We start from the raw sequence: 22,600 nt of genomic DNA on the forward strand, positions 1-22,600 counted from the left end.
GCCTGCGATGGCATCGATTGGGTGTGCCTGATGTACCGAGGTGTTTGCATCGCAGGCAAGCCAGCTCCCACAGTTGACCCGGGCCGACAGTTAGATACTGGTCGGCTACCAGGCCGCCGCGTTTGCGTTTGCTCTTGATTTTGATCTTAGGCGCCCCGTCAAACACGCTGGCCGAACGCAGGCTTGAATCCGTGGGTAACCCGGCAGGACGCCGGGTTAGCCGTCCTGGGCCAAGGATGGCCCATGACGGCGGCCCACGGATTCAAGCCGGAGTGAGGGCATGCCGAGCCTAGGCGAGGCACCGAGTGTTGGGGCAAGAGCCCTTTGGTTACTTTGGGGCTTTTCCAAAGTGACCCGCCGTAAGGGCGGAACCGTAAGCAGCCGTTACGCAAATAACGGATATGTACCCACCCCCTAGCACACCCAAATGCCCCCCACATTTCACACCTGTGAAAGCTTGTGAGATCTTGCCAACAATCCCGCTTTCACCCCCCGCCACCCCCTAGTATCAAGTCCTCGTGCGCCCCCACTCACATGGACTGAACAATGATCAACCGACCCGAAAAAGCCGCCTCGCCGCGCATCCCCGAAACCAAGGCACCGGAACGTGTGTTCGACGCCCTGCTCAACAAGGCCAAGACCTTGGCAGCCGCCGGGTCGGGCGACAAAAACTTCAAGCCCAAAGTACTGGCCGCCCACTCCGGCGAGAGCCTGAAAAAGCCCAGCGAGATCAAGCCCGACGATTACAAGGAAGTCACCGCCCTCCCCGCCAAGCTCGACATCGACAAACTCAAAGTCGTGTCCGAAGACAAAGACGCCGGGGTCATCTACTTCGAGCAGGACGGCAGCAAGTTCAAGATCACCCGCGAAGGCGCCGAGAAGGTCCAGGAAGGCTTCGACACCCTCAAGGGCCTGCACTTCGGCCACGCGGTGGCGCCGGTCAATCAGGGCGGGCCGGATGAAGGCACGCCGCTCTATGACCTGCTGCACACCCTCGCCGAAACCCAGGGCACTCCGGCCGGCAAAGAGATTCGTGAAGCCCTGGGCAACCCTGACCAGCAACTGCTGCGCGAAGACGACCCCACCGTGCGCCTGGCCAATGTGAAGTCCGTGGGTGAAGCCAAGGACGGGGTGGTCAAGGTCGAGATGGAAAGCGGCCAGACCCTGGTAATCTCCGAAGCGCTCACGCCCGAGGCCTTCGCCAGTTTCAACAGTGCCGGCGTGACCAAGGCGGCCCTCGCCGAGGGCAAGGCCAAAGGCTATGAAGAGGTCACCAGCCTGCCCGGCGACCTGGATTTCAGCCAGCTCAAGGTGGTCTCCGAAGACCCCAAATCCGGCGTGATCCTGTTCGAGCACCAGGGCAAGAAGTACATGATCAGCCAGTCCGAGGCCGCCCTGCCGCAGCCCGGCGCCGACCTGAGCAACCCCAACCCCAACGCCGGTAGCAGCTTCTACAACTTCCTGAGCGCGGTGCACAAAAGCGAAGGCACCCAGGCGTTCGACTACATCAAGAACGCCCAGTCCCTGCCCGGCCAGGAACTGCTGCGCAAGGACGAGGCCAGCCTCAAGCTGGGCGATATCAGCAAAGTCGATGCGCCCATGGACGGCATCCTGGTGGTCAACGGCACCGACGGCAAACTGCTGGTGGTGTCCAAGGACATCACCCCCGAAGCCTTCGCCGCCTACAGCACCAAGGGCCAGACCCTGGCTGGGATCGAGAAGGCCAAGGGCGACGGCTACAGCCTGGCCGGGCCGGATGCGTATTTGTCGTCCACCGAAGACATCATGAGCGTCGGCGGCGTGGGCGATTATGGCCCCGGCCTGATCGCCTTCACCCAGCACAAGCCGGGCGGCGCCGAAGAAAAGATTGTGGTCAGCGAAGACAGCAACCCGCAGATGTTCGAGCAGATCTCCGGCTACCGCACCGACATCGCCCAGCAGACCACCGACGTCGACAAACTGCGCGCCGACAACGGCCTGCCGCCGCTCAAGGACGTGTCGGTGGACAACCTCGCCACCACCGAAAAAGATGAAAGCGGCAACCCGCTGTCGGTGCAGGACCTGTCGATGAAAACCCTGGTGGACAGCTACCGCGCCGGGGTCAAGGACGGCAGCATCGGCAAGGACGACCCACGCGCCAAGTTCCTGCGTGCGGTGGAAGCCAAGAGCATGGCCGACAACGGCATGTCGATCATCCCCGAGCACGGCTTCGGCAACCAGGGCATCGCCACCACGCCCATCGATGTGACCTCGCGGGATGTACGCGACAACATCTTCGACACCAAGTCCATCGACAAGACCATCGGCGAGCTGCTCGGTGACTCGACCATCCAGGCCGACATCAAGGCCAACCACGACGCGGCGTTGGCCAAAGTTGACGGCGGCCAGGCCAAGGTCGATGAAGTGCACCAGAAGCTCATCGACAGCACGTCCTCGGAGAACTTCACCAAGTACATCAAGGCGCTGCAGGACGACGGCAAGACCGAACTGGCCACCCAGGAGATCCAGACCGCCTACACCGCCCTGGCGGATGTGGACCCGGCCAAGGCCGACAACTTCCTGCAGAACCTGCAGATCGACGGCTACACCGATGCCGTTGAAAAGCTGATGGATGACCCGAGCAAGATCAGCGATGACAACACCGCCTTGGCCACCCAGGACAACACCCTGGCCATCCTCTCGATGTTCAAGGGCGGCGCCGACGGCCTGCCGCGCCAGGCGCTGGGGGTGTATTCCAAGTTCGTCGACCAGTTGCTCAAGGACAAGGGCGCCGCCGCCGACTTCGGCAAGGCGATGATCTCCCTGGGCGATACCTGGCAGAAGAACGGCGTGATCAGCTTCAGCGATATCGAACACGCGGTGAGCAAGGAGATCATGCCGAATCTCAGCGAAGAAAACCGCAGCTCGTTCGTGAAGAACCTGACCTTCCTCAAGGACAACGGCGTGCTCGGCTCGGTCGGCGGCGCCATCGGCATGGGCCGTATTGTCTACCAACTGGCCGGCCAGGGCGGCAAGCTGGCCGACACGCCGATGAAGCGCCTGGGGATCGCCAACGACTTCCTCGGTTTCCTTGGCACCGGCTCGCACTTCGCCACCCTGGGCCTGAAGGTCTATGACAAGTTGCGCGGCACCAACGCCTACAAGCTGATGGGTTTCGACCGCTCGCTGCCCGACCTCTGGGCCAAGCCCGGCGAGGGTTACCACGCCCTGCCCAAGGACGCCGAGGCGGTGCAGAAGAAGTACTTCGAGATCGTCGACCAGGCCATGGACGACGGCAAGGACGTGGGCAAGGTGCTCAACAGCGGAGGCTGGAGCGACGAAGGCGCGAAGAAAGTGCAGGAAGGCATCGAGAAAGGCATCGCCAGCCGTGGCGGCGTGGCCGGTGCCGGTTTTGGTGCCAAGTTCGCCAGCAGCGCGATCAAGGTGATTGGCATGGCCACCGACGTGGCCGGTGGTGTGATCAGTGTGGTGCAGGCCGCGTTCACCCTGCGCGACGGCGTGCGGGAAAAAGACCCGGTGAAAATCGCCTCCGGCTCGCTGTCCATGGCCGGTGGCGTCAGCAGCCTGGTGGCCGCCGGCGGCGGCGTGCTCACCACCCTCGGCGTCACCGGCCGCATCATCCCGTTCCTCGGCCCGGTGGGCTTCCTGATCTCCGGCGCGCTGTCGTTTGTCGGCGCGATCCTCAGTACCGTGCAGTCCCACAAACTGCACAAGATCTCGATGCAGAACTGGAACCAGATCCAGGACTTCAAGCAGGACGGCCTGCTCAAGCCCAATGGCGATGAAGCCTACGTGTGGCTGCAGACTTACCTGTCCGACTGGGGCCAGCGCGATGCGCCGCAAGACCAGAGCATCTTCGACTTCCGCAAGGAAGAATGGGATGCGCGCTCCAGCATTCGCGGCGGAGACCATCGGCGCGACCACCCGGACTACATCGGCGACGGCAACAACCGCAATTCCGAGGACTACAAGTACTCGCTCAAGCCCTCGGAATGGACCAACGACAACCACGACATCATCTGGCGCGTGGGCGACGGCTACGGCGGGCCGTACCACGACGTCGATAACTCATAAAGCACTGACCCACCACAAAACTAATGTGGGAGCGGGCTTGCTCGCGAATGCGGTACATCAGTTACAGATAGGCTGACTGGTAAACCGCATTCGCGAGCAAGCCCGCTCCCACATTTTTGATCTGTGTTGGATCAGATAAGGCGCGCAGCCACCAGCCAGTCCGCAACGGCCTGGAACGAGGCATCCGGTACGGGATCGCCCGGCACCGTCTTGCGGTAGATCTCCCCGGCCAGCGCCTTGTCCGGCGCGTGGGGAATGCCCAGGTCATACGCTTCCTGCAGCATCAGCAACGCCTCTTCCGGTGACGCACGGCACACCACCACCGGCACTGGGGTTTCCCCGCGCACATAACGCACGCCGATCACGCAGCCGTCGGTGGTGCCGATCATCATCGACGCCCGGCTCAAGCCCAGCTTGGTGGCCAAGGCCTGCATCTCGTTGCGCTGGCGCCGCCGTTCGCTCTTGATCAGCGGGTCGCCGTCGATGTCCTTGCGCTCGCGCTTGGTCTCGCTGCGGGTCATCTTCATGTCGCGGCCAAACAGCCAGCGCTGCATCATCACGTCCACGCCGCCTACCAGGATGAACGCGCACAACACGGTGAACACCAGTGGCTTGAGCACCAGGAAGAACGTCGACTCCATGCACTCCGCGCCACACCGCGACGACTCCATCAGCGCCTGCAACGCGTGCTTGCCCACCACGTAGAAAGCAATCGCCAGCACGTGCACCTTGATCAAGCCCTTGATGAACTCCACCAGGTTGCGCAAGGCAAAGATCTTCTTCATGCCCTCGGCCGGGTTGATGCGCTTGAACTCGGGCTTGATCGGGTCCACCGAGAACACGAAGCCGCGCATGGTGATGATGTTGGTCAGGATCACCACGCCCGTGGTCACCGCCATCACCGGCAGGGTGATGCTGATCACCAGTTGCTCGGCATGGTCGAGCACCCGTGGCCACACGGTGGCAAAGGGTTCAATGTAGATCTGCGCGGTGAGGTCGATCAACGCGGTGACCTGGGCCTTGGCCCGGGGCGCGAGGATCGAAATGCACAAGGTGCAGAACAGGATGACCATGCCCGACACCAGGTCCTGGCTCTTGGCGACCTGGCCTTTCTTGCGCGCGTCCTTGAGCTTTTTGTCCGTGGCCGGCTGGGATTTCTCTTCGCTGGTATCGGCCATGGCTACTCCATGCCTGCCAGGGTCTTGAGCAGCTCGACCGTGCCGCGGAACTCGGAGAGCTGGTCAAGCATCAGCGGAATCAGGAAACCGATGTAGATCACCATCAAAATCGTGAAAAACAGGTTCTTCACCGGCAGCGACAAATCGAAGATATGCAGGTTGGGCGCCATGCGCGACAGGTAGGCGAGCATCAGGTCGGTGATCAGCAGCGAGATCAGCAACGGCGACACCATCAGCACCCCCACGCGCATGATCTGGTCGAGGATCGACAGCACCGCCAGCAATGCCGAGCTGGCAAACACCGGGGTGAACGAGGTCACCGGCCATAACTGATAGCTGTGGTAATAGCCGTCGACCATCAGGATAAAACCGCCGGACATGAAGAACAGCGTGATCAGCATCACCGTGAGCAACGTCGCCATCACGCTGGACTCCCCCGACGACAAGGGGTCCACCAGTTGCGCCATGGTCGAGCCGCGTTGCAGGTCGATCAACTCCCCCGCCACCTCGGCGGCCCAGAATGGAATGCCGAACAACAGGCCGATGAGGATGCCGATCAGGAACTCCTTGATCAGCAAGCCGGCGATAAACACGCTGCCGTGTTCGGGCATTGAGGTCAGCGACTCGAACACCGGGAAAAACATCGGGATGGAAATCGCCACGGCCACACAGCCACGGATCATGCCGGTAAGGCCCAGACGGTTGAACGCCGGGGTGATCACCACCACGCCCATGGCGCGACAGGCGGCGAGCGAGGCGGAGCTGATCACCGGGTAGGCGACCTCCAGGAACTGCGCGGTCAGGCTGGCATCCATGGGCGGTCAGCGCGTCCACATCGGGAAATTGTCCAGCACCTGGCCGCCCAGTTCCGCCACCTGCCCGGCCAGCACCGGGCCCAGGAACACGATGGTCAACAGCACCGCCACCAGCTTCACCACCTGGGGCAGCGTCTGGTCCTGGATCTGCGTCAGCGCCTGGAACAGACCCACGCTCAAGCCCACGATAATCGCCACCCCCAGCGCCGGCGCAGAGAGCATCAGCACCGTCATCAGCGCCTGTTTCATCAACGACAAAAATACGTCCTGGCCCATCTTCCCCCCTCAACACACACCACCCTGTAGGAGCCCGGCTTGCCGGCGCCTACACGGGTTAGCCGTAACTCAGAATCAAACCGTGCATCAGGCGCGACCAGCCGCTCAGGGACACGAATAAAAAGATCTTCAGCGGGATCGAGATCAGGTTCGGCGAGACCATCGACATGCCCATCGCCATCAACACGTTGGACACCAGCAAGTCCACCACCAGAAACGGGATGTACAGCAGGAAGCCGATTTCGAAGGCACGGGTCAGTTCCGAGCTGACGAACGCCGGGATCAGCACCACCAGGTCGTCATCGCGCAAGTCGGCGCGGGCCTCCGGCGACCAGATGGTCTCGGTGGCCTGCACAAAAAAGCCCCGCTCGGATTCGTTGGCAAAGCGCTTGAGGTGCGCCTGCAACGGCGGGCGCAGGGCATCGCCCAGATCCTTGAGTTGCTCCACATGCTCGATGTTGAGGTCGCGCCCCTCCACCTGGCGATACATGTCGCCAATCAGCGGCGTGGTCACGTACACCGACAGGATCAACGCGATGCCGTACAGCACCAGGTTCGGCGGCGTCTGTTGCACACCCAAGGCGTTGCGGATCAGGAACAGCACCACCGAGATCTTCATGAAACCGGTGAGTGTCACCACCGCCAACGGGATCAGCCCGATCGTCGCAACGACCAGGATGATCTCGATCAGGTTCGGCTGATAACCGGTCATGGGGTGGCAAAACTCAACAGGCGCACGCCCAGGCCGTCACCGATTTTCACCAGTTGGCCCTGGCCGACACGCCGTCCGTTGACCATCAGGTCGACGCTGTCCACGCCGGGGGTGTTGAGCTGCAACAGGCTGCCGGCGCCCAGTTCGCGCAATTGCGCCAGGGTCAGTTCCAGGCTGCCGACCTGGCACACCAATTTCAGCGGCAGGTCATCCAGGGCCGCAGCCGCATCAACGTCACTCATCGTGTTCTCCGCATCCAAAAGGGGGGCTTTTAAGGCTTCCTGCAGGCGCAAGGCATCACCCTGGTGTTGGCAGCGCGCCTGCAAGCGGCCGTCCAGGTCGAGCAGCAAACCGCTGCCAGGTTCGAGCATCAGCACGTCGCCGGGGCGCAGGCTGCGCAGTTCGCCCAGGCTCAGCCACTGTTTGCCGGCGACGACCGCCAGGGTCTGGCGCAGGCCGGGCAGCGGGTCGGGGTCGACCTCACCCCATTGCGTCAACAACTGCGCCACCCGCTCGGCGGCGCCCTCACTCAACTCCAGCTGCGCGCTGAAGGCGGGCCCATTGCCGAAGCTCAGTTCCAGCGCCAGCTGCACGGCAAACGGCCGTTGGCCCAATCCTTCGGTGGCTTCGAGCAATTGCACCGGGTGGCCGAGCAGCGGTTCGAGGGTCTCGATCAGGTCGAGCACCGCCAGCTCCAGCAGCAACGAGCGCGGCAGCGACGGCAGCGTCTGCGCGTCGAACTGCAGCGCCAGCGGCGCCAAGGCCTGCTCCAGGGCGGCGGTGGGCAAACGCAGGCGCACCGGCGCTCGCCCCAGCAACAGCAGCACATCGCGCGGCGCGTTGAGGGGCTGCGGCTCGGCGGCCCAGCTCACACGCAGGTCTTGCCCGGCGCAGCGCCCCTGCCACGCACGACGGCGCCGGTGCAGTTGGTTATGCAACGCCAGCAGCGCCGGGTCGTAGTGGGTCAGCCACGGCGACAGCGGATCGGCAAGGGCTGCAATCATGTGCCAACGCCTTCGTCGCGCAGCTCGCCTACCCGGCGCTCATCGCTTTCGCGGCCCTCCAGCAGGCTTTGCCAGGCGTCGGACTGACGCTGGCGGCTGAGGCGCTCCTGGCGAAACAGATCACGCTCACGCTCCTGGCTTTGCAGGGTGGTGGACACGTGGGTCACGTCGTTTTCCAGTTGCTGCTGGTCATCGGACAGGCCGCGCAGACGGTCCTGGGCTGCCTGCCAGCTGGCCACCGACAAGCCCTCGGTGAGGGATGCATACACCTGGCGCGCCTCTTCGGCGATGGCTTCACGGTGCAGGCGCAATTGCTCCTTGGCGTCGGTCAGCACGCCGTGGGTCTGTTCGCAGCGCTGCTGCTGGGCAGCCAGTTGGCTGGCGGCCCGTTGTTCACGCAGTACCCGCAGGGTTTGCAGGGTGCGCAGTTGATCGGTTTTCATGAGGCGTTCTCCTTTACTGCTGCCAACGCAACAATCTTAAAATCCATGAAGATCAAATGTGGGAGCTGGCTTGCCTGCGATCGCGGTGGATCAGCCAGCCCATCTGTGATTGATACACCGCCATCGCAGGCAAGCCAGCTCCCACAGGGTTCTGCGTAAACTTGCAGAGTGCTGTTCATCGTCAATCTCATGCCAACACCTGGCGCATACGGGTCAGGGTCTGTTCCAGGTTGCTCGGCTCATCCGCGTTCTGGCGCAGGAAGGCTTCAATCGCGGCGTGGCGGGTGATGGCTTCGTCAGCCAGGGGGTCGCTGCCGGCGGAGTACTCGCCCACGCGGATGAGCATTTCGATTTCGCCATAGCGCGCCATCAATTCGCGGATGCGCATGGCCAGGCGCTTGTGCTCGGCACCGGCGACCTGTTCCATCAAGCGGCTGCGGCTGCGCAGCACGTCCACCGCCGGGAAGTAGTTGCGCTGGGCCAGTTCGGCGCTGAGGGCGATGTGCCCGTCGAGGATCGAACGCGCCTCTTCGGCCACCGGGTCGCTGGCGGCATCGCCTTCGGTGAGCACGGTGTACAACGCGGTGATGCTGCCGGTCGGCCCGGGGCCGGCGCGCTCCAGCAGGCGCGGCAAGGCCGAGAAGAAGGACGGCGGGTAACCGCGACGGGTCGGCGGTTCACCCACTGCCAGGCCGATTTCGCGCTGGGCGCGGGCGAAGCGGGTCAGGCTGTCCATCAGCAACAGCACGTTGCGGCCCTGATCGCGGTGGTATTCAGCCAGGGTGGTGGCGACAAACGCCGCCCGCACGCGCTCGGCGGCCGGGCGGTCCGAAGTGGCCACCACCGCCACCGTGCGCGCCCGCGCCTTGGCATCCAGTTGCACGTCGAGCAGTTCACGCACTTCCCTGCCCCGCTCGCCGATCAGGCCGATCACGATCACGTCGGCCTCGCTGTTGCGAATGATGCTGGCCAGCAACGACGACTTGCCCACGCCCGGCTCGCCAAAGATGCCCATGCGTTGGCCCTGGGCCAGGGTCAGCAAGCCGTCGATGGAGCGGATCCCCAGCGCCATCGAACGTACGATCAGTTGCCGGGAAAACGGCGCAGGGGGTTCGGCGTGCAGCGGGTAATGCTGCAGGGCCAGGGTTGGCGCCAGCCCGTCACCGTCGAGAAAATCGCCCATGGGGCTGATCACGCGACCCAGCTGTGCATCGCCCACGGCGACGCCCAGGGTTTCGCCGGTGGCGGTGATTTGCGTGCGGGTCGACAGCCCTTCCATGGAGCCGATGGGCGACAGGATCGCCTCGTCGCCATCAAAGCCGATCACCTCGGCACTCAGGCTGCGGCCGCTGCCCGGGTCGCGCAGCTGGCACAGCTCACCGATGCTCGCGCCGGCCACACTGGCACGCAACAGCACACCCCGAATGCTCAACACGGTGCCGTGCATCGGCCGCAAGCGGGCCTGGGCCAAGCGCTCATGCAGGCGTGGCAACAGGTGCTGCAGGTTCATGCCACACCTTCTTCGGCGAACGGCAGCAGGCTGCGGCGCAGGTTCTGCAATTGGGCTTCCAGGCCCAGCTCGACGGAGCCTGCGGGGCTGTTGAGACGGGCCTGGCCGGCGCCCAGTTGCTCATCGGCGTCCACGGCAATCGCCAGGCCTTCAGCCTTGAGGCGCTGGCGCAGGGCATCGACGTCGGCGGGCGGCACCCACAGGGTCAGGGCCTGGTCCTGGCGGAACGCGCTCAGTGCCTGGCGGGTGCAGCGCGCGATACGCTCGGCGTTGTCCAGCTCGCCCAGCACTTCGCGCACGATGCCCAAGGCCAGGTCGGCCAGCGACGCCTCCAGGCCACTCAAGTAGTGCTGCACCTGGGATTGAGTGTCTACCAGCAGTTGCGCGACCTGCTCGGCGCCCTCCAGGCGTGCGCTTTCAAAGCCTTCGGCGCGGGCGGCCTGCAGCCATTGGTCGCTGTCGGCCTTGACCTGTTGCGCCTGCTCCTTGGCGGCTTGCAGAAACGCAAAGCCTTCGGTCCACAGCGCTGCTTCTTCGGCCCGCAGGATGCGCGCCGTGGGCCGGCTCGGTAATTCACTCATGGGGTGGTGTCCTCGGCGGCCAGGCACGCGGCGGCGGCCTGCACGATTTCCAGGTCGCGGGGCAACCGGGCGCTCTGACCTTGGGGGAAGACAAAGCGCAAACGCAGCCAGCCTTGCAGGTCAGCCTGCTGGGCGTGCAACCAGGCGGCTACGCAGCCCTGGCCGTCGCGGTCGATGGCCTCGATCAGCTCGCCGGGGTCACGCAGCAAATCCGCTGCCCCGCCCAGTTGACGCAATGCCAGGGCCTGACTGAACACATCGGCGCCGAGGCCTTCGCGCAGTTCGTTGACCACGTCGCGGCGAATCTCGCGGCTCAAGGTCGAGGCATGCCAGATCGCGCCGCACAACCTCGGCAAGCGCGCGAACTGCGCCGGCGACAACAGCAACACCGGCAAATCAGCGGCCAGGGGCGTCACCAGTTGGTCCAGCGGGGCCAATTGATAATGGCTGACCAGCAACTGTTCCAGGCGCTGGCGAAACCGCGGCTGGCGGTGCATGGCGTGCAGCACCTCGTCCGGCAGCTCAGCGGCAAAACACGCACCCAGGCTGGGCCCGCGCACAAACTGCAACGGCTCGGCGATCAGCCCTTGCCAACGTTCAAACACGCTCATTCACCCTCCTTGAGTACATACAACGCCTGGGCCTGACGGCGTGCCCATTGCTGACGGGCCAACACACCGAGGGCGCCGAGGGCGATCAGCAACAGGCCGCCGAACATCAGGCGCGCCTGGGGCAGGTTGTCTTCCAGCAGCCACAGGCCCATGAAACGCGCCAAACGTGGCTGCGCGGGGTTCTGGCTGATGGCCACGGCCGCCTTGATCGCCGTGACCGACACGCCGTCGTAGCTCAGGCCGGAGATGCCGTTGGCCACCAGGGTCTTGATCTGCGGGATCAGGGTGTTGATGTCGGTGCCCGGGTCATAGCGCACCAGCACCGAGGCCGACGACGGCGAAATCACGCGTTTGAGCAAGTCGTTGTCCGGCAGCACCACGTGCACCCGCGCCGCCACGATGCCGTCGATCTGCGACACCGAGTGCGACAGTTCTTCACTCAGCGCATAGATCATCTGCGCCCGCTCCTGCACCGGCGACGACACCAGGCCGTTGCCCTTGAACACCTCGCCCATGTTGGAAAAGCTCTGCTGCGGCAGGCCGGCGTTGTCGAGCAGGGTCATGGCTTCGGCGAAGCGTTCTTCGTCGACCACCACCTTGAGTTGGCCGTTGTCCTGGGTCTTGCGCTCCGCCGGGATGCCACCGCGCAGCAGCACCGCGACCATCGCGTTGGCGTCGCGCTCGCTGAGGTTGGTATAGAGGTCGGTGTTGCACGCCTGCAACAGGCTGGCCAGCAGGCCGATCAGCAACAGGCGCAGGGCGCGGTTTGGGCTTGGCATGGCGTTATTGACCCTTGAGCAGCGTGTTGGCGGAACCGGAAATCTGCGTCGCACCGCGCACCACCATCTGGGTTTCGATGGAGTAGTCGAACATCTTGCCCAGGGAGTGGACGATCTGGTCGACCTGTTGCTCGCCGACTTTCTTGCCCGGCTCGCCCTGGGGCGAAGCACTGGCCGTGCGAATTTCCGCCGAGGCCGGTGGCGGCGCCGACGGGTTATTGGTGAGCACGTCGGCACGCTCGGAAAACGCCCGCGTGCGGTCGATGAAACTGTTCATGCGCTCCATCAAGCCCGAGCCGATCTGGTGCGGGCTCGCGCCTTCGGGCATGCCCTTGGCGGTATTGGCCATGTGCTCGAACAGATTCTGCGAGGCCCCTGCGGGCCCCGCGCCAGCGGACGGCGGCAAGGCCGAAGCGCCAGCGGCGAGACTGATAGTCATAAGGGTTACCTACTCTTCGTCGTCATCGGACATGGCGTCGTTCAGCAGTTCCTGCATCTTCGGCATGATGATGAACTGACCGCCGATGGTGACCGCCTGCGTGATCAGCGCATCGTTGAATTCGGCATCGCTGGTGTCCGAGGTGTCGGCCGGTTTATCGGCAGCCTTGGCGTTGTTCACCGCGGCATTGAACTTGGCTTCGGGGCTTGGGCCACCGGTGCCGGGCGTACTGTCGATCGGGGTAACGGACATGGTGCTGCTCCTTTACTGGGTTGGGGTTTCGGTACTGACTTGCGCGCCACGGAACACCCGCACACCGCGCTCGCGCGCCACCGGGGCGGCCACGACCGTGGGTTGCAGGTGATCCACATGCTGCTGCACCAACGCCAGGTAGGGCGGTGGGCCGGACACGAACACTTCATCGCCCTCGGGGCCGTTGCGCATCGACAGCTGCTGGCCGAACACGTCCAGGCTGTTGAGGTAGGCCTGCAACTGGTCCAGGTTCAGGGCACTGGCCTTGAACAGCTTGGTGGTGATCTCATCGCTGGTGTTGAGGTACAGCAGGTTGCCGTCGAAGTACCAGGTCAGGCCGTTGGTGCTGCACAGGGTCTGCAGGAACTCACCGGCGGTGGCCGCGCGAATGGTGCTGCGGGCCTTGCCGCGCACCTTGTCGGAGAGCACCAGCGGCACGTCGAGGTTGTGGCCGAATTCTTCCAGGGCGCTGCGCACATCCTGGTCCACCAGTACGTAGGCATAGGGTTGGGAGAACCACGCCGGCTCTTCGGCAGCACGGGCCAAACTGCTGCCGAACAGGCATAGGACGGCCATCAAAAATATGCTTACATGGCGTCCGCCTTCGCCCAACGAGTCGTGACGATGTCCAAGAACTTTTTGCTCGCCAGTACCCTGCTTTTGGCTGCCTGCTCCAGCAAACCTGCGACCGATGCCGACAAGTCGCTGCAACTGGCGGGCGACCTGAGCAAGCGTGGCGACTACGCCAGCGCAGCCGCATTGTACGAGCGTGCGACCCAGCAACCGGGGGCCGGCATCGAGCTGTGGCTCAAACTTGGCCAGGCCAAACTCGACGCCAAGGACGCCCTCGGCGCCGAACGCGCCTTCCAGCAAGCCCTGGGTTTCGACGCCCGCAACGCCGACGCCCTGCTCGGCCTGGGCACTGCGCAATTGCAACTGGGCAAGACCCAGCGCGCCGTCACGGCCCTGAGCCAAGCCGCAGACCTCGGCGGCCTGCCGGTGGCCTACACCCGCCTGGGCGTCGCGCACGTCCTCAATGGCCAGGCCGCTGCCGCGCGAACCGCTTTCGCCAAGAGCCTGAGCCTCAAGCCCGACGACCTCGACAACCGCTGCAACCTGGCCCTGGCCTACGCCCTCGGTGGGCAATCGCAACAAGCACTGGACGCCATCGCCCCCGTCACCCAATCCCCCCGCGCCCTGCCCCGGCACCAGCGCAATGTGCTGCTGGTGATGGTACTGGCCGGGTACGAACAGCGCATTGCCACACTGCCGCTGGACGATATCCCCGCTGCCGAGCGTGAGCGATTGGTGACGGAAGCGAAACGCATCAAGGCCATCAGCGACCCGGTGGCGCAGGCGAAAGAACTGGGGTTGGTAGCCCCCAACTGACACAACACAAAATTGCTTTTGATCTGGCTCTTGATCTGCTTTTGATCTCAGTCGCCCCATAAAACCACGCTGGCCGAACGCAGGCTTGAATCCGTGGGTAACCCGGCAGGACGCCGGGTTAGCCGTCCTGGGCCAGGGATGGCCCATGACGGCGGCCCACGGATTCAAGCCGGAGTGAGGGAACACCGAGCCTAGGCGAGGTGCCGAGTGGTGGGGCGAAGGCCTTTTGGTTACTTTTGGCTGGGCCGGCTTCCGGCCTTTCCAAAAGTGACCCGCTGTACGAGCGGAACCATAAGTGGCCGTTACCGCAGCAATGGATATGTACTCCACTCCAAAACCTCTAGCGCCTGACACACAGCTTTCGCGAGCAAGCCCGCTCCCACAGTTGGTATGCAGGGTGTCAGGTAGCGTTGGGGTGGCTGGATGGGCGCCATCGCAGGCAAGCCAGCTCCCACAGTTGGGATGTGGGGAATCAGAAAGATACCGGGTGCCAGAAAAGGAGGTCATTGTTGCCCCCCCGCTGCACCAGCCTTGGCCTCTTGCTGATCCTTGCGCCGCTGCAACTGCTCACGATCAAACCCCTCGATATACACCTGCGCCGCCCGCCCAACCGGCGCCGCCATGGCCGGGCCCGTCGCACGGCCCTGGGTCAGGTCCTGCTTGCGCTCAACCATCTGCATCAGATTCAAATTATTCGCACACCCCAACGCCAGCTTCGGCTTGAAATCCTCGCCCAGGCCAACGGTGTCCGTCGCCGGCGGCTGCTGACATTGCGTCGGCAAACCATCCGCCCGGTATTCGGAGGAGTAATACGCCGGCGCCAAGTGGGTCTGGCAGCCCATCAGCGCCAGGGGCAACAGCATCAACACACGCAAAGCAGTCATCGCAGGCCCCCTCATCAATTCATGTAGAAACCGAACGCCCCGCCGCTGCGCGGTCCGGTGGCCGCTGCGGTAGCCGGTTGGGCGTCCAGGGGCGTGGCGAGGGTGCGACCGCGCACCGGCTCCACGAGGTAAGGCGTGATCAAAATCACCAGTTCGGTTTCATTGCGCTGGAAGCGCTTGGAGCGGAACAGGTTGCCCAGGATCGGCAGGTCGCCCAGCAACGGCAGTTTCTCGATATCCTGGCTGCTTTCACGCTGGAACAGGCCGGCGATGGCAAAGGTCTGCCCGCTGCCGACTTCTACCCGCGTATCGGCACGGCGCACGCTGAAGGACGGCACGTGGAAGTTGCCGAAGTCCACGGTGCCGCCGCTGACCACGCTGCTGACCTCAGGGCGCACTTGCAGGGCGATGCGGCCGTTGGGCAGCAAGGTCGGGTTGAACAGCAGCGACACCCCGAACGACTTGTATTCGATGCCCACCAGGTCACGGTTGACCGGCACCGGGATCGCCACTTCGCCACCCGCGAGGAAGCTGGCGGTCTGGCCGGTCATGGCGGTGATATTCGGTTCGGCGAGGATCTGCAGAATGCCGTTGGCCTGCAGCGCGTCGAGCATGCCGTCGATGTTCACATTGCCGGAGCCGGTGCCCGCCGTCGCCAGGCCACCCGCTGTCGCGGCCGCCAACGGGCCACCGGTGATCAGGCCAAACGAGAACGTGCCGTTGTTGAACATTGCGTTCCAGTTCACGCCGTAGTGCAGCAGTTCCGAGCGCGACACTTCGGCAAACCGCACGCGCAGGTTCACCTGGGCTGCGCCGGTGTATTCGGTGGTGTTGATCGCGCTTTGAAAGCCCTGGCCCTGGGGGTTGAGCAGCGCGTTGAGGTCAGTGGCTTCGGCCACCGAACCTACGGTGCCCTTGGCGATCAGGCGGTTACCAGCACCGGTGATCTGCGCGCCATTGCCGGGGTGCAGTTCCTGCATCGGCGCCGTCACCGCCTGGGTGCCGCTGCTGACCGACAAGGTCAGGCTGGCCAGTTGTTTGCCGTCGTTGCCCAAGGCGATCAGGCTGGTATTGCCCGGTGCCTTGCCGAAGATGTAGAGCGTACCCGGGGACACCACTTGCAGGTCGGCCACGTTCGGCTCGGCCACCAGCACCGAATCCACCGGTGCCACAAAGTGCAGGATGCGCCCTTCACCGGACGCCAGGTTAAGGGTGCCCCCGGCGCCGGCGGCAATTTCCTGAGCCTGGCTGGCAGTGCAAATCAACGCGAACAACAGCACACAAAAACGCATCATGAGGCAGACGCCAGGGAAGTGACGGAAGCCGCGGCAGGCGCGCGACGGTTGGAAATATCGGTGAGGCTGATGGTCACCAGCGCTTGCAGGTTGTACTCGGTGGCCAACTCGCGGAACGACAGCACCGCCAGGTCCAGCTCGCCGCGCAGCACCAGACGACGCAGGCTGCGGCGCAGTTCCGGGTGCACCAGCAACACCGCGCTGTTGACCTCACGGGTGTTCTCGCAGGCCTGGCGCAACTGGGCGAGCAACGCGCGGCTGATGTCTTCGGGGATCAATTCACGCTGGGGCTCCTGGCGGCGCAGGGACGCGCGCAACTGGTCTTCCAGGCCCGGCGCCAAGACCAATGCCCCGATGACGCGGTTGCGGTCGGCGTACTGATGGCTGATCTGCCGCGCCAGTGCGGCACGCAGGTGTTCGGTCAGGCGCCCGGCGTCGGTTTCGCGGGCGCCCCACTCCACCATGGCTTCGAGCAACGCGCGCTGGTTACGGATCGACACGCCTTCGCCCACCAGCAAGCGCAGGGTTTCGGCCACCCGTTGCAGAGGCACAAGGCGCAAGGCTTCCTTGACCAGTTCGCCGTAGGTGGCTTCGGTGCGCTCCAGCAGCAAGCGGGTTTCCTGGATACCGAGGAAGTCTGCGGCGTAGCGGCGCAGGCTGCGTTCAAGCACACCGCGCAGCACTTCATCGGGCAACAGGAAACCGATACCGGCGTTGCGCAAGGTGTCTTCGTGCTGGCGTTCCATCCAGTGCGCGCTGCGGCCGTTGAGCGGCGAGTCGGCCTGCTCGGTGGCGATGTCCAGCAACTGTACATGCACCGGGTCGTCCTGCAGCAGCAGGCAGTTGATCGGCAACTCGCCTTCGCTCACCGGCACGCCTTCCAGGGACACGCGGAAGCTGCCGGGCGTGGCCTTGGCTTCCATGTAGATGCCCGGCACCGGCACATCCACGCCCAGGTCGGTGCGAATGTCGTGACACAACGCCTCGACCCGCTGGCGCAGCAACTGGCGCGGCGCACTCTGGGACAAGCCGCTGCCAAGAGTGAGCAGCACGCGGGTGTCGGGCAGCAGGTTGTCGTCCAGTTCGGCTTGCACGTCGGCCACCGGTTCCGGCGCCTCGGCCAGCACCTGCACCTCGTCCTCGGGCTGGCGATTGTGACGGCGATACATCACGAACGCTGCGCCACCAAACACCGCCGATAAACCAATGAACACCCACGTCGGGAAGCCCGGCAACAGGCTCACGCCGATCATGATCAGCGCGGTCAACCCCAGCGCACGGTAGCTGGCACCGAGTTGTTTGATGATCTCGCTACCCAGGTCGCCGGCTTCGCCGTCGCTGTTCACACGGGTCACCACCGTGCCCGCCGCCACCGAAATCAGCAGCGCCGGGATCTGTGCGATCAGGCCATCACCCACGGTCAACAGCGAGTAGGTGTGCACCGCCACGCCAAAGGGCATGTCGCGCTCGATCATGCCGATCAGCATGCCGCCCAGCAGGTTGACCGCAAGGATCACCAGGCCGGCGATGGCATCGCCTTTGACGAATTTCATGGCGCCGTCCATCGCGCCGAACATCTGGCTTTCACGCTCCAGGCGTGAGCGACGACGACGGGCTTCGGCCTGGTCGATATCGCCGTTGCGCAGGTCGTTGTCGATGCTCATCTGTTTGCCGGGCATCGCGTCCAGGGTGAAGCGCGCGGCCACTTCCGCCACGCGCTCGGCGCCCTTGGTGATCACCACGAACTGCGCCACGGTGATGATCAGGAACACCACCATGCCCACCACCACTTGGCCTGCGATCACGAAGTCGCCGAAGGCCTTGACGATGTGGCCGGCGTCGCCGTGCAGCAGGATCAAGCGCGTGGTGGTGATCGACAGCGACAAGCGGAACAGCGTGCTGAGCAGGATCAGCGGCGGCAGCGCGGAGAACTCCACGGAATGGCCGATGTAGAACGCGACGATGAGGATCAGGATGCTCAGGGCAATGTTGAGGCCGATCAACGCATCCACCAGGTAAGTGGGCAGCGGGATGATCATCATCACAATCGCCATCAGCATAAAGGCGACAATGATCACGTCAGTACGCTGGGCCGCGAGGCGGGCCAGGTTGTTCAGGCGGTTGAGTGCACTCATGCGCCAGCCCTGCGTGCGGCCAGGTAGCGTTTGAAGCATTGGCGCGCTTCGTCCTTGCGCTCGCCGTACCACAGCGCGCGGGCGCGCAGCAGCAACAGGCTGGCGGATTCGCCTTCCAGGGCGACCAGACGGTCCAGGGCGCCCAACGCACGGGTGGCGTCGCCGCTGTCGGTGAACGCCAGTACCAACGAACGCAGCAGCACGCCGTCGTGGGGCGCGACACTGACGGCGATCAGCAACATCACCAGGGCACGCTGGGACTGGCCATTGCGGCGGTACAGCTCGCCAATGCCCTTGAGCAGTTGCACGGCGTCGTCGTTATCGCGGGCCATCAGGCATGCACCTCCGAGCGTTGCTGTTCGAGGTTGCGGCGCATCTCGATCTCTTCGCCGATCAACTCGGTGGCCAGTTCCTTGATGTGCGGCTCGGCGTCCAGGGTGGGCAGGATGTGTTCCATCACATGCTCCAGCAGCTCCAGGGAACGTGCGCTGCCGAACAGCAGCGAGTCGACGCCGGCAGCGCTGGTGAGTGCTTCAAGGTCACTGCGCAGGGAGCGGCGGGTCTGGGTCTTGCGGGTCTTGAGGACCGCTTCGAACGCGGTCGCCTGGCGCGAACTGACCGGGCGAATGGCTTCGACGGGGGCGCTGCGTACGTCACTTTGGATGAGCGGGCGGGGTTCGACTTTCATGCATGGGCTCGTATTGGGCGTAGGGCGCTCCTACGGTTGGATCGTGTGCATTCCATGGGCAGGCTCATAACGTGAAGGTAAAGCGCTCCTCGCCTCGGGCGAGAATCACTTGGTTGTTCTCGATGCGCTCCAGCACCCAGTTGTCCGCCAGTGCCGCGCCGGGGTACAGGCGCTTGCCGCTGTCGTTGATCACATAGGGATTGGTGCCGAACCACACGGCCTGGAACCGCACACGCGGCCGCGCGGCATCCGCGCGCGCGGTCACCCGGGGGTTGAGCACCACTTGCTGGCCGTAACGCTGGTCAAAGGCTTGTTGCAAGGCCAGCCACTGCGGCTTCTGGGATTGCTCGAAGGTGCCCACGGCGCTGAGCTGGCCGTTGCCGTTGCTGACCTTGATGCCGTCCAGATGGGCCGCCAGCAGTTGCTGTTCAAGCCAGGTTTTGGCCTGCTCGCGGGAAGGTTTTTTCACCAGCGGCGTTTCGGCCACGGCGGCTGCGGGGATCACCGGCGCTTCGCTGCGAAACGCCAACGCGCCCGCGCAAATGAACAGCAACGCCGTGGCGACGATCCACGGCGTCCACTTGCGCGGTGCGGCCACAGGTTGTTCTGCGCCCGCCGGCAATGCCAGGCTCACGCCTGCCGCACCAATGCGCAGCTGCAAGGGCAGTCGCGCGCGATGGCCGCTGCCCTGGGGGATACGCACCAGACCGGCGATCAGCACCTCGCCACCCAGGGCTTCGACCGCCACTTGCCCGCCTTCGAAACGCAGGCGCAGGTGCAGGCCGGCAATGCCGGGATCGCTGAGTACGAGATCGGCCGCCAGGTCGGCGCCGATGGTATAGACCGGCTGGTCGAGCACCAGGGAACTGCCCTGGTGCAAACCGCCGGTCACTGTCAGGGTCGGCGCGCCAATACCGGCGACCGGGCCCAAAGAAATCAAGGCTGTCATGTTCGGGTTTGCCCCCTTGAGAATCACAGGCCGCAGGCACGCCTGTGCCGATCAACAACGGTGCAACGGGGTCAACAATCAGGAGGTAAACGGGCAGCGCCGGCGCCGCCCGTTTTGGCGAATCAGTTCTGCGGACGCTGTTTAGTGGCGTCGAGCTCCGCTTTTTTCGCGGTGCTGATTTCGGTGATCTTGGCCGACTTCTCGATAGCCATGTTGAAGGTCGCTTCCATCTTCGCGATAGCGTCGTCGGCGCCGCCTGCTTTTACTGGTGGGACATCAGCCATGTTCATCTCCTTGCATCGATAGGGAAGTTATTCAGTTGCGCAACAGCAAGCTGAAAGTATGCAAACCGGTGAATGCCCAAAACGTCAGACAGTGAGCTTTCGAACCGCCGTTGGTTTGCATGGGATCCATACTACTCAGGATCAAAACGCCTTCGCTGTGAAAGCTTGTGAAACGTTTCAGATACGCCGTGTGAAAGGTTTGGCTCAACCTGGCGTTGAGAAAAATTCACCGCCTTCAGGTCATGGAACTTTTATAAAAAATTCAAGACACGACAGAGCCCCCTGTTTACGGGGCTCTCACCCCGACTCATCGAGCCTTGCTGCCCACCCACCCCGCACCGAAGTGACTGACAGGTCACACCTTCACAACTTTTTTCGGGACAACTTCACATTTTTCGCTAATAGCCCTTTGCCCAACTTTCCAGATATTTCCATTTGTAACAAAAGCGACTTAATGATCGCGTTTGATAGCTCGGCGCGAGTGACCTTAAACCGCGTTGGCAACTAATTTCCCCAAACGAATTAGTACAGTTGCACTAATAGCCAAACCCCTTAGTTCGCAGGCATTGCTATATGAAAGAACTTCCAGGTGATCCATGAGTGCCTATCCGATCCCTGCAATCAAGACCTGACCCTCCCCTGCAACCCGGCGCAAAAGGGAGCCGCACCGGGCTGTGATTCCAACGCCTAAAGGTTAAATGACATGACGTACCCGACCCGCAGCTACCTCACCGATGACGCTTCCTTCGAGATCCACTTCGGCCCGTTCCGCCTGCTGCCCCAACGTCATCTGCTGCTCAAGCACGGGCATCCCGTGGCCCTGGGCAACCGCGCCCTGACCTTGCTCATCGCCCTCGCCTCGCGGCCCGGCCAACTGCTGGAGAAAACCGAACTGCTGGACATCGCCTGGCCCAAGCTGGTGGTGGAAGAATGCAACCTGCGCACCCAGATCAAGACCCTGCGCCGCGCCCTGAACGACGACGATTCGTTCTACATCGCCACGGCGCCGGGCCAGGGTTATCGCTTCGTCGCGCCCACCTGGTTCGAACAGGCGCCTGCGCCCAAACCTGTGGTCAAGGAGCCGGTGGTGCTGGGGGTGTATGGCTGCCGCCACTGCCGGGGCGCCGGGATGATGCCGCTGTTCGCGCAGCGCCAGGCGGCGCATGGGGATAGGCAGAACAGCTGATCAAGAGGATGGGGGGGCACGACGCGCCCACTGTAGGAGCCGGCTTGCCGGCGATTGCGGTCTATCCGTTGCAGCGATGCAAGCTGACGCACCGCCATCGCTGGCAAGCCGGCTCCTACGGGTTTATCGGTGCGACGCGAGGGCGAGTGCGCTCAGGTCCAGGTGCCCGTCCTTGATCGGCGGGCACCAGTAGTAGCCACCGGTCAACGGTGTGCTGATGCGGTACAGGCCATCGACAATCCCGTCTTCCAGGCCGCTCATGCGGCGCAGTTGTGCTTCGAAGGCGTCGAAGGAGTGGCCGAACGCGAGGAACATCAACCCGGCCTGGCCGTTCTCGGCCCAGGGCATCGAACGGCGTACCACGAAGGCTTCCGGGGTGAAGCTTTCCTGGGCGGTGCGTTTGGTGTGGGCGGACGCCGGGGCGTCGTCCAGCTCTTCGTTGTCGCCATGGCGACGGCCGATGATGTGGTCGCGCTCCTGAGCCGGCAGCGCAGCAAAACCGTCGAGGTCGTGCTGCCACTGCTGGATCGCGGCGAAGCTGGCGCCGCTGTCGGTCAGGGCGGCTTCGACGGCGGCGTCGTCGTGGGGGTTTTCGGTGCCGTCTTCGTAGTCGGTCAGGTCAAAGCCGGTCTTGTAGCGGAAGCCTTCAGTCATCTGTACCAGGCGAAACGCCGGGGCCAGTGCTTTTTCAAACGCGCGGCTGCGCAACAGCAGTTCACCGCGATCCACACCGTGCAACCACACCCACAACGCCTGCTGCGTCGACGGGTTGTGCGCGCCCGGGCCGCTGACGGCCGGGAATGGGCGCAGGCCATCAATGTGAACACCCAAAGCGTTTACCAGCGGCTCACCGAAACCGACCACCGCCGCCGAATCGGCCAACTGCACCAGGGCGTCCAGCGCTGCGGGCACAGCGGCCAGGCTTTCCACGGAAAAAAACAGATGGCGTGCCTGCAACGGCACCGGTGCGGCAAGAATGCCCGGCTGGTACTGACTCATGTGAACTCCTTCTGAAAAGCCGCGCAGTTTACCCGCAGGCGTAGAAGAAAGCGCGCAAGCCTTGCCATAGAGCCTGTTGTTGGGTGACTCTCTAGTCATGTTTTGCAACTATTCCAG

24 protein-coding genes are annotated in these 22,600 nt (G+C 63.9%); 3 read left to right on the forward strand and 21 right to left on the reverse strand.

The annotated features are described in order from the left end of the window. Positions 1-546: 546 nt before the first annotated feature. On the forward strand, positions 547-4,074 hold the full coding sequence (locus M2394_RS27130) for a hypothetical protein (RefSeq protein ID WP_259175207.1): 3,528 nt from the start codon (positions 547-549) through the stop codon (positions 4,072-4,074). 131 nt (positions 4,075-4,205) lie between these two features. Here the strand turns inward: M2394_RS27130 and M2394_RS27135 are convergent, their stop codons facing one another. From M2394_RS27135 to M2394_RS27195, 13 genes are all read right to left on the reverse strand, one after another. Beyond that, a complete protein-coding gene (locus M2394_RS27135) occupies positions 4,206-5,252 on the reverse strand; it encodes an EscU/YscU/HrcU family type III secretion system export apparatus switch protein (RefSeq protein ID WP_176998796.1) in 1,047 nt (348 codons plus the stop codon). A 2-nt stretch (positions 5,253-5,254) separates the two neighbouring features. Next, a complete protein-coding gene (gene sctT / locus M2394_RS27140; RefSeq protein ID WP_176998797.1) occupies positions 5,255-6,067 on the reverse strand; it encodes a type III secretion system export apparatus subunit SctT in 813 nt (270 codons plus the stop codon). Between the two features lie 6 nt (positions 6,068-6,073). Beyond that, positions 6,074-6,343 carry an EscS/YscS/HrcS family type III secretion system export apparatus protein gene (locus M2394_RS27145; protein WP_016969171.1) on the reverse strand — a complete coding sequence of 90 codons (270 nt, stop codon included), beginning with the start codon at positions 6,341-6,343 and terminating at the stop codon, positions 6,074-6,076. A 58-nt stretch (positions 6,344-6,401) separates the two neighbouring features. Continuing rightward, entirely contained in the window at positions 6,402-7,055 is a 654-nt protein-coding gene (gene sctR / locus M2394_RS27150; protein WP_017137580.1) for a type III secretion system export apparatus subunit SctR, read from the reverse strand. Continuing rightward, positions 7,052-8,059 (reverse strand): type III secretion system cytoplasmic ring protein SctQ, encoded by a 1,008-nt coding sequence (gene sctQ / locus M2394_RS27155; RefSeq protein WP_178925764.1) that lies wholly within the window; start codon positions 8,057-8,059, stop codon positions 7,052-7,054. Before sctQ ends, sctR begins: the two co-directional genes overlap by 4 nt. Continuing rightward, positions 8,056-8,502 (reverse strand): hypothetical protein, encoded by a 447-nt coding sequence (locus tag M2394_RS27160; protein ID WP_259175218.1) that lies wholly within the window; start codon positions 8,500-8,502, stop codon positions 8,056-8,058. Before M2394_RS27160 ends, sctQ begins: the two co-directional genes overlap by 4 nt. Before the next feature lie 187 nt (positions 8,503-8,689). After that, positions 8,690-10,012, reverse strand: coding sequence for a FliI/YscN family ATPase (locus M2394_RS27165; RefSeq protein WP_178925765.1), 1,323 nt, complete (start codon positions 10,010-10,012; stop codon positions 8,690-8,692). Continuing rightward, complete coding sequence (locus M2394_RS27170; protein ID WP_178925766.1) at positions 10,009-10,593, reverse strand: FliH/SctL family protein; 585 nt, start codon at positions 10,591-10,593, stop codon at positions 10,009-10,011. Before M2394_RS27170 ends, M2394_RS27165 begins: the two co-directional genes overlap by 4 nt. Then, complete coding sequence (locus M2394_RS27175; RefSeq protein ID WP_178925767.1) at positions 10,590-11,204, reverse strand: type III secretion protein; 615 nt, start codon at positions 11,202-11,204, stop codon at positions 10,590-10,592. The genes M2394_RS27170 and M2394_RS27175 overlap by 4 nt, the downstream gene beginning before the upstream one ends. After that, positions 11,201-11,983 carry a type III secretion system inner membrane ring lipoprotein SctJ gene (gene sctJ / locus M2394_RS27180; RefSeq protein WP_176998803.1) on the reverse strand — a complete coding sequence of 261 codons (783 nt, stop codon included), beginning with the start codon at positions 11,981-11,983 and terminating at the stop codon, positions 11,201-11,203. The genes M2394_RS27175 and sctJ overlap by 4 nt, the downstream gene beginning before the upstream one ends. Before the next feature lie 4 nt (positions 11,984-11,987). Continuing rightward, positions 11,988-12,422 (reverse strand): hypothetical protein, encoded by a 435-nt coding sequence (locus M2394_RS27185; RefSeq protein ID WP_016969163.1) that lies wholly within the window; start codon positions 12,420-12,422, stop codon positions 11,988-11,990. A gap of 9 nt (positions 12,423-12,431) precedes the next feature. Beyond that, positions 12,432-12,674, reverse strand: coding sequence for a hypothetical protein (locus M2394_RS27190; RefSeq protein WP_178925768.1), 243 nt, complete (start codon positions 12,672-12,674; stop codon positions 12,432-12,434). A 12-nt stretch (positions 12,675-12,686) separates the two neighbouring features. Then, positions 12,687-13,250 (reverse strand): type III secretion protein, encoded by a 564-nt coding sequence (locus M2394_RS27195; protein WP_178925769.1) that lies wholly within the window; start codon positions 13,248-13,250, stop codon positions 12,687-12,689. A gap of 48 nt (positions 13,251-13,298) precedes the next feature. Here M2394_RS27195 and M2394_RS27200 point away from each other — a divergent pair, with 48 nt between their 5' ends. Continuing rightward, positions 13,299-14,063, forward strand: a complete 765-nt coding sequence (locus M2394_RS27200; RefSeq protein WP_259175219.1) for a tetratricopeptide repeat protein — start codon at positions 13,299-13,301, stop codon at positions 14,061-14,063. Positions 14,064-14,566: 503 nt separating this feature from the next. Here M2394_RS27200 and M2394_RS27205 read toward each other — a convergent pair. The 7 genes from M2394_RS27205 to M2394_RS27235 form a co-directional block, all read right to left on the reverse strand. Beyond that, on the reverse strand, positions 14,567-14,947 hold the full coding sequence (locus tag M2394_RS27205; protein WP_259175221.1) for a hypothetical protein: 381 nt from the start codon (positions 14,945-14,947) through the stop codon (positions 14,567-14,569). A gap of 14 nt (positions 14,948-14,961) precedes the next feature. Further along, on the reverse strand, positions 14,962-16,242 hold the full coding sequence (locus M2394_RS27210; protein ID WP_259175222.1) for a type II and III secretion system protein family protein: 1,281 nt from the start codon (positions 16,240-16,242) through the stop codon (positions 14,962-14,964). After that, positions 16,239-18,377 (reverse strand): type III secretion system export apparatus subunit SctV, encoded by a 2,139-nt coding sequence (gene sctV, locus M2394_RS27215; RefSeq protein ID WP_259175223.1) that lies wholly within the window; start codon positions 18,375-18,377, stop codon positions 16,239-16,241. Before sctV ends, M2394_RS27210 begins: the two co-directional genes overlap by 4 nt. Continuing rightward, a complete protein-coding gene (locus M2394_RS27220; protein WP_370589118.1) occupies positions 18,374-18,709 on the reverse strand; it encodes a tetratricopeptide repeat protein in 336 nt (111 codons plus the stop codon). Before M2394_RS27220 ends, sctV begins: the two co-directional genes overlap by 4 nt. Then, positions 18,709-19,065, reverse strand: coding sequence for a hypothetical protein (locus tag M2394_RS27225; protein ID WP_178925818.1), 357 nt, complete (start codon positions 19,063-19,065; stop codon positions 18,709-18,711). Before M2394_RS27225 ends, M2394_RS27220 begins: the two co-directional genes overlap by 1 nt. Before the next feature lie 64 nt (positions 19,066-19,129). Beyond that, positions 19,130-20,014, reverse strand: coding sequence for an FHA domain-containing protein (locus M2394_RS27230; protein WP_259175225.1), 885 nt, complete (start codon positions 20,012-20,014; stop codon positions 19,130-19,132). A 122-nt stretch (positions 20,015-20,136) separates the two neighbouring features. Next, the gene (locus tag M2394_RS27235; protein ID WP_016969018.1) at positions 20,137-20,298 is read right to left on the reverse strand and encodes a hypothetical protein; all 162 of its coding nucleotides are present in this window, start codon (positions 20,296-20,298) and stop codon (positions 20,137-20,139) included. Between the two features lie 703 nt (positions 20,299-21,001). On the opposite strand from M2394_RS27235, the gene M2394_RS27240 reads away from it, so the two are divergent. After that, entirely contained in the window at positions 21,002-21,484 is a 483-nt protein-coding gene (locus M2394_RS27240) for a winged helix-turn-helix domain-containing protein (RefSeq protein ID WP_259175226.1), read from the forward strand. A gap of 123 nt (positions 21,485-21,607) precedes the next feature. Here the strand turns inward: M2394_RS27240 and M2394_RS27245 are convergent, their stop codons facing one another. Continuing rightward, positions 21,608-22,483 (reverse strand): Dyp-type peroxidase, encoded by an 876-nt coding sequence (locus tag M2394_RS27245; RefSeq protein WP_178925815.1) that lies wholly within the window; start codon positions 22,481-22,483, stop codon positions 21,608-21,610. Positions 22,484-22,600: the final 117 nt, after the last annotated feature.

It is taken from the genome of Pseudomonas sp. BIGb0164 (assembly GCF_024810135.1).
Classification (GTDB): Bacteria; Pseudomonadota; Gammaproteobacteria; order Pseudomonadales; family Pseudomonadaceae; genus Aquipseudomonas.

What these genes read in the sequence shown, in the direction of transcription:
- M2394_RS27200 (WP_259175219.1), top strand. Translation starts at nt 13,299, where the DNA reads ATGTCCAAGAACTTTTTGCTCGCCAGTACCCTGCTTTTGGCTGCCTGC.
- M2394_RS27235 (WP_016969018.1), bottom strand. Translation starts at nt 20,298, where the DNA reads ATGGCTGATGTCCCACCAGTAAAAGCAGGCGGCGCCGACGACGCTATC.
- M2394_RS27160 (WP_259175218.1), bottom strand. Translation starts at nt 8,502, where the DNA reads ATGAAAACCGATCAACTGCGCACCCTGCAAACCCTGCGGGTACTGCGT.
- M2394_RS27145 (WP_016969171.1), bottom strand. Translation starts at nt 6,343, where the DNA reads ATGGGCCAGGACGTATTTTTGTCGTTGATGAAACAGGCGCTGATGACG.
- M2394_RS27240 (WP_259175226.1), top strand. Translation starts at nt 21,002, where the DNA reads ATGACGTACCCGACCCGCAGCTACCTCACCGATGACGCTTCCTTCGAG.
- sctT (WP_176998797.1), bottom strand. Translation starts at nt 6,067, where the DNA reads ATGGATGCCAGCCTGACCGCGCAGTTCCTGGAGGTCGCCTACCCGGTG.
- M2394_RS27245 (WP_178925815.1), bottom strand. Translation starts at nt 22,483, where the DNA reads ATGAGTCAGTACCAGCCGGGCATTCTTGCCGCACCGGTGCCGTTGCAG.
- M2394_RS27205 (WP_259175221.1), bottom strand. Translation starts at nt 14,947, where the DNA reads ATGACTGCTTTGCGTGTGTTGATGCTGTTGCCCCTGGCGCTGATGGGC.
- M2394_RS27135 (WP_176998796.1), bottom strand. Translation starts at nt 5,252, where the DNA reads ATGGCCGATACCAGCGAAGAGAAATCCCAGCCGGCCACGGACAAAAAG.
- M2394_RS27230 (WP_259175225.1), bottom strand. Translation starts at nt 20,014, where the DNA reads ATGACAGCCTTGATTTCTTTGGGCCCGGTCGCCGGTATTGGCGCGCCG.
- M2394_RS27165 (WP_178925765.1), bottom strand. Translation starts at nt 10,012, where the DNA reads ATGAACCTGCAGCACCTGTTGCCACGCCTGCATGAGCGCTTGGCCCAG.
- M2394_RS27195 (WP_178925769.1), bottom strand. Translation starts at nt 13,250, where the DNA reads ATGGCCGTCCTATGCCTGTTCGGCAGCAGTTTGGCCCGTGCTGCCGAA.
- M2394_RS27175 (WP_178925767.1), bottom strand. Translation starts at nt 11,204, where the DNA reads ATGAGCGTGTTTGAACGTTGGCAAGGGCTGATCGCCGAGCCGTTGCAG.
- sctJ (WP_176998803.1), bottom strand. Translation starts at nt 11,983, where the DNA reads ATGCCAAGCCCAAACCGCGCCCTGCGCCTGTTGCTGATCGGCCTGCTG.
- M2394_RS27130 (WP_259175207.1), top strand. Translation starts at nt 547, where the DNA reads ATGATCAACCGACCCGAAAAAGCCGCCTCGCCGCGCATCCCCGAAACC.
- sctV (WP_259175223.1), bottom strand. Translation starts at nt 18,377, where the DNA reads ATGAGTGCACTCAACCGCCTGAACAACCTGGCCCGCCTCGCGGCCCAG.
- M2394_RS27210 (WP_259175222.1), bottom strand. Translation starts at nt 16,242, where the DNA reads ATGATGCGTTTTTGTGTGCTGTTGTTCGCGTTGATTTGCACTGCCAGC.
- M2394_RS27185 (WP_016969163.1), bottom strand. Translation starts at nt 12,422, where the DNA reads ATGACTATCAGTCTCGCCGCTGGCGCTTCGGCCTTGCCGCCGTCCGCT.
- M2394_RS27220 (WP_370589118.1), bottom strand. Translation starts at nt 18,709, where the DNA reads ATGGCCCGCGATAACGACGACGCCGTGCAACTGCTCAAGGGCATTGGC.
- M2394_RS27225 (WP_178925818.1), bottom strand. Translation starts at nt 19,065, where the DNA reads ATGAAAGTCGAACCCCGCCCGCTCATCCAAAGTGACGTACGCAGCGCC.
- M2394_RS27170 (WP_178925766.1), bottom strand. Translation starts at nt 10,593, where the DNA reads ATGAGTGAATTACCGAGCCGGCCCACGGCGCGCATCCTGCGGGCCGAA.
- sctQ (WP_178925764.1), bottom strand. Translation starts at nt 8,059, where the DNA reads ATGATTGCAGCCCTTGCCGATCCGCTGTCGCCGTGGCTGACCCACTAC.
- sctR (WP_017137580.1), bottom strand. Translation starts at nt 7,055, where the DNA reads ATGACCGGTTATCAGCCGAACCTGATCGAGATCATCCTGGTCGTTGCG.
- M2394_RS27190 (WP_178925768.1), bottom strand. Translation starts at nt 12,674, where the DNA reads ATGTCCGTTACCCCGATCGACAGTACGCCCGGCACCGGTGGCCCAAGC.